At 47.1% G+C, this 5,106-nt stretch carries 6 protein-coding genes; 2 read left to right on the forward strand and 4 right to left on the reverse strand.

Features of this window, described 5'->3' with window-relative positions; all coding sequences use genetic code 11:
• Together HKN88_06705 and HKN88_06710 are read right to left on the reverse strand one after the other, a co-directional pair.
• On the reverse strand, positions 1-527 hold a 527-nt coding region (locus tag HKN88_06705), incomplete at its 3' end, for an alkyl hydroperoxide reductase (protein NNC97747.1).
• A gap of 70 nt (positions 528-597) precedes the next feature.
• Positions 598-1,137 (reverse strand): peroxiredoxin, encoded by a 540-nt coding sequence (locus tag HKN88_06710; protein NNC97748.1) that lies wholly within the window; start codon positions 1,135-1,137, stop codon positions 598-600.
• A gap of 124 nt (positions 1,138-1,261) precedes the next feature.
• Between HKN88_06710 and HKN88_06715 the strand changes: the two genes are divergently transcribed.
• Positions 1,262-2,158, forward strand: a complete 897-nt coding sequence (locus HKN88_06715) for a LysR family transcriptional regulator (GenBank protein NNC97749.1) — start codon at positions 1,262-1,264, stop codon at positions 2,156-2,158.
• On the opposite strand, the gene HKN88_06720 is transcribed toward HKN88_06715, so the two are convergent.
• Both HKN88_06720 and HKN88_06725 read right to left on the reverse strand, forming a co-directional pair.
• Entirely contained in the window at positions 2,153-2,986 is an 834-nt protein-coding gene (locus HKN88_06720; protein ID NNC97750.1) for a PhzF family phenazine biosynthesis protein, read from the reverse strand. The genes HKN88_06715 and HKN88_06720 overlap by 6 nt on opposite strands.
• Positions 2,987-3,450: 464 nt before the next feature.
• Entirely contained in the window at positions 3,451-3,984 is a 534-nt protein-coding gene (locus tag HKN88_06725) for a DsrE family protein (GenBank protein NNC97751.1), read from the reverse strand.
• Positions 3,985-4,081: 97 nt separating this feature from the next.
• Here HKN88_06725 and HKN88_06730 point away from each other — a divergent pair.
• The coding region (locus HKN88_06730) for a glucose-6-phosphate isomerase (GenBank protein NNC97752.1) at positions 4,082-5,106 on the forward strand (1,025 nt) is incomplete at its 3' end.

Genomic DNA, 5,106 nt, shown 5'->3' on the forward strand with positions numbered 1-5,106 from the left:
ACTTCAAAATCAAGCGTTCTGGCTACCGCATGCATCACGGCTGCAATGCGCACGGCGTCCTGGATGCTTTCCTCGCTCACGCCATTGTCGATCAATATTTTCTCATGACTGTCGATACACAAACCACAACCATGTACCGCGGAAACCGCGAGCGAGTACAATTCGAAGTCAGTTTTGGAGACGCCGGGCTTGGCAATGACTTGCATGCGCAATTTGGCCGGTAGCTTTTGATACCCGGGATTACCGCTCAAATGCAAAAAGCGGTAATACACATTATTCATCGCCATAATGGCGCTGGCTGATTTAGCCGCTTGAATTACCGCATCAGAAATATGTTGTTTGCACAGGTTTTCTATATCGCGTGCAAACCGGGCATTTCCGGAGGCAATGGCGGTGGCTAGGGCAGTCGCGTAGATTTGCTCTTCACTAAGGTGTGCCGATGTGTTAGAAGAAAAGATATTCTTGAAATTAACCCGCAGGTCTTTTGCGTAATCGGGTATCTGGTTTTTTATTGCATCGATATTCATGGCTTTTCCTGTTCGAATTTAAAAGACTGCCGTGGCCGAACCACGGCAGGTTTCTGGTCGATGTATGTGACTACGCGGCTTTAAGCACGTCGTCACCCGGCGTCCAGTTGCACGGACAGAGTTCGTCGGTTTGTAAAGCATCGAGTACTCGAATGACTTCTTCAGGGCTGCGACCTACATTCAGGTCGGTAACGTAGACAAATCGGATTATGCCTTGTGGGTCAACGATATAGGTTGCACGCTGGGCCACACCTTCCTCTGCGTCCAGAATGCCAAGTTCGGTACTTAGCTCGCGCTTGATGTCGGACAGCATGGGGAAGGGCAGGTCCTTTAATTCATCTTTAGTTTGACGCCAGGCCAAATGTACGAACTCCGAGTCAGTGCTCACGCCATACAATTCGGTATCGCGATCTTTGAAATCTTCGTTGAGTTTACCGAATGCCTGAATCTCGGTCGGGCACACAAACGTGAAATCTTTTGGCCAGAAGAAGATCACTTTCCAGTTGCCGTTTGAGGCGGTGTTATCAAAGTCTTTAAAGGCGGCTTCAAGATTATTCGAGACAACGCCGGTGAGTTTGTATTGCGGGAATTTTTGACCAATGCCTAACATAGTTTTCTCCAGTTGGTTTGTTTACTAATTTGAACTTGCAGGCATTATGGGGTGAAATCAATAATCAGTAAAATTGATTGTTTATATTGATATAATAGAAAATATCTATTAATGGGACTATGCAATGAAACTCCGAGAATTGGAATATTTACTGGCAGTTGCCGAAACCGGGCATTTCGGTCAGGCGGCGGAAAAATGCTTTGTTAGCCAGCCAACCTTAAGTGCCGGTATTAAAAAGCTTGAACAAGAACTCGAGATTGTGCTGTTCGAGCGAGACAACCGCTCGGTCACTCTGACCCCGGCCGGGGTGGATGTCAGGTCCATGGCAAAAAGCATTATGCACAAGGTGGACGAGATCAACGATTACGCCAACTATCATAAAGACCCGTTCGCCGGCCAATTTAAAATGGCCGCTATACCAACCATTGCCCCGTATTTTTTCCCGCTGGTCATGGAAAATCTGAAACAGGAGTTGCCTAAACTCGAGTGGCGTTTGTACGAATACCAGACTGAGAACCTGCTCCAGGCCTTGCGTGATGGCGACACTGATATCGGGTTGTTGGCAACCAGAGAATCACATAAACATTTTGTGCAAGTGCCATTGTTCAGTGAGGATTTTGTATTAGTTATGGCAAAGGGTCATGCTTTGAAAGGTAAGCGCAATTTACGCAGTGCGGATCTGGAGCATGCCAAAATGTTGCTTTTGTCAGAAGGGCATTGTTTACGAGATCAGGCGCTGGATGTGTGCACGAGTAAAGGCATCGCCGCCAGTGATGACTACAAGGCCACCAGTCTGGAAACCTTACGCCAGATGGTGGTGGCCGGAGCCGGGGTCACTTTATTGCCACAACTGGCCTTAAGAGAAGCGCATCAACGCACGGGTCTGGATCTACGCATCATGCCCAAACCCAAACCCAGGCGCACGGTATACCTGACCTGGCGAAGGAACTTCTACCGTTTGCCGCTGATCGGCAAGATCACGGAATGCTTGCAACAGCGCGTTGAAGATTTGAAGTTATAAATCAGCCAATTCTATTTCACCTTTGACTCTTACGGTGCTGTGACCGCCCACCCACACTTGCCCGGATTTGTCGCGTTCCAGATATATACGGCCTTTGCGCTGTAACAATGTGCCCTGACTGGCGACATACGTGTCCGGTGCGTGACCAGTTCCCATTAACCATTGCGCCATGGAGGCATTCAAACTTCCGGTAACCGGGTCTTCACGTAAACCATCATCGGGCACACTGAATAATGCCCGTAATTCGAAATCACATTCACTGCCCTTTGGGTAAGGCCCGATGATGCCGATGTCAAATATATCGTCGGGTGTGGCATTGGCTTTGATGCTCAACACTTTTTCAGCCGACTCAAGTAATAACCCAACCCAGCCTGGTCCGTTATCAATCCAGTTCGAGGCTTTGATGTCCTTGCGTCCAATGCCCAGTATATTGCAGATCTTGTCCAGCTCATCGTCACTGACAGCACCGCTGCGTAACATGTCCGGTGCCGCAAAAGCCAGACGATCATCGGTTTGCTGAATGTGTATCAAGCCAGCACCACATTCTTGCACCACAACGGCATCACGTTTGGGTTTGCCACCCGCAGTTAACCAGGCCTGGCAACTGCCCAGCGTCGGGTGTCCGGCAAACGGGAGCTCGCGATTAAGAGTGAAAATCCGGACTTTGTAGTCGGCCTCCGGATGAGAGGGCTTTTGAAAAAAAACTGTTTCCGATAAATTGAACCAACGCGTTAGGTGTTGCATCTCGTCGGTGGATAACTCATCGGCGTCAAAAACCGCGGCCAAGGGGTTTCCACAAAATGGATCTTGACTGAACACGTCCAGCATTTGAAAAGGTTTGGGCATTGTGTAAGCTCGTAAATGTTCCAGGCATCACTCTACCCAGCATAGTTGCTTCGGGCAAGTCGGAATCGGGAAAAGCTAACAGGCAAAAAAAAGAGGGTCTTGCGACCCTCCAAATTCATTTGATGCATTATAGGGATTGCATCAAAAGTGCGGACTATAGGCGTCGTCCGCAGAGCACAAATCACTTCAAATACTCTAAGCAAACTATAGGGAGGTTTTGCTTAAGTACTTGTATATATGCAATTCATATGCCAGAAAAAATAAGTCACTGTTTTTGTTGAATTAAAAAATTAAAATGAAGGGTTTCAGTTTTAATTTACTCAAAAAATGCCTAAAAGTGTATTGAATGCGAAACGCTTATGTGAAATATTGACAATCATTTAGCAGGGATTTTGTAACTCACTGTTTTAAATGTAAATAATCTGTTTCGAATTCGTTACAGAGCTTTAAAATGGATTCAGGGTATACCCTTTTTGTTGCAAAAGTGCATGGGCGGTCATGGCCGAAAGAGCCATTTGAATACCCTGATGCAGATCCGTTTTTTTGATGTTGTAATACGCCGCGGTTTGACCGCAGAGATAAATATTGACCTGGTTTTTCAGGAGTTCATGCAACAAGTCTGTATTGGGATTTTGGGCATTAAATTTCGCGGCGTAGGCTTTATCGTGCAACAGGTCGTTTGCAGCTTTGCCGTGTACGACTAGGGCCAAGTGGATATTTTCAGCTTTGACTCCGGCACGCACATGCATGTTCAGAAATCGCGCCAATGTGTCAAAGCCACGATTCACCGAATCACTGTCGCCTGGTTTACCCACATCAAAAGCCACATAAAATTTCTGTTGGGAATCAAGATCGATATCACTTTCAAGTGCTGCATTCTTGCCATAGTCTGCAATTAAGGGGCCGTCAGAAAAATCCTTGATATCTGCAAAAACCGGGGTACTAACTAAAAGTAGAAACAAGCCGATTATTTTGTTCATGTCCTGGTCCAGTGCGTGAGGCGCTTATTCAATATATGGTTATAATGCCTAGCCAAAATGCAGAAAGCAATCACCATAGAATCAATCCGAGAAAATCATGCCTAATCATTCAGATGCCTGGGAGCGCTGTGCAGCGCTGGCTAGAGAAATACACTCCACGTCGATCAAGGAACAACTTAAGCAGGGTCCAGACATTGCTACAACAATACAAGACTCCGGATTGACTCTGGATTATAAAAAACAGTTTTTCAATGAGTCAGTAATGAACGCCTTACTCGATCTGGCACGAGACTCTAACCTGGCACAAAAGAAAAAAGATCTGTTCAGTGGTGCGATAGTAAATCCGACCGAAGAACGTCCTGCCCTGCATACCGCATTACGCACCTCCAGGAAAAATCATAACCTGGTTCCGGACGAGGTTTATGCCGCCGTTCAGCATGAACTGGACAAAGTTGAACAAATGTCCGACGCCATTCTTAATGGTGAGCTCAAAGGAGCAAGTGGCAAGGCATTTACTGATCTGGTGTATCTTGGTGTCGGTGGTTCCAATCTTGGGCCTGAATTTGTGTTGTCCGCACTGCATGAATATAAAACGGATGAATCCAATCATTTACGCATTCATTTTGTTTCCGCCATGGACGGCTTGCAGTTAATGCCCTTACTGGAAAGCCTTGATGCCGAAACCACTTTGATGGCCGTTTGCTCCAAGTCATTTGGCACTAAAGACACCTTGTTGAATGCCAACACACTCCTGGCATGGTTTGCCAAACACCTGGGCTCCACAGAAAAGGGACTGCAACATCACACTTTGGGCGTATCGGCCAATCCTGTGCGCATGGATGACTTTGGTATTCCACGCGACAAACAACTCTTGCTCTGGGACTGGGTTGGTGGTCGATATTCTTTGTGGTCGGCGATTGGTTTGCCCATCGCCTTGCGTTTCGGGATGGCAGGCTTTCGGGAACTCCTGGCTGGCGCTGAAAGCATGGACACACACTTTCTGGAAGCCCCGGACGCACAGAATATTGCCACTGTGCTCGGATTGCTTGCGGTCTGGAATACAAGCTTTTTAGGCATTGGTACCAAACTGGTTCTGCCCTACGACAGTCGCCTCAAACAACT

The sequence above is a fragment of the Gammaproteobacteria bacterium genome, assembly GCA_013001575.1.
In the GTDB taxonomy this organism is placed as follows: Bacteria; Pseudomonadota; Gammaproteobacteria; order Steroidobacterales; family JABDMI01; genus JABDMI01.

Bases quoted from the DNA above. Each gene is read 5' to 3' on its own strand.
- HKN88_06710 (NNC97748.1), bottom strand. From the start codon at position 1,137: ATGTTAGGCATTGGTCAAAAATTCCCGCAATACAAACTCACCGGCGTT.
- HKN88_06715 (NNC97749.1), top strand. From the start codon at position 1,262: ATGAAACTCCGAGAATTGGAATATTTACTGGCAGTTGCCGAAACCGGG.
- HKN88_06720 (NNC97750.1), bottom strand. From the start codon at position 2,986: ATGCTGGACGTGTTCAGTCAAGATCCATTTTGTGGAAACCCCTTGGCC.
- HKN88_06725 (NNC97751.1), bottom strand. From the start codon at position 3,984: ATGAACAAAATAATCGGCTTGTTTCTACTTTTAGTTAGTACCCCGGTT.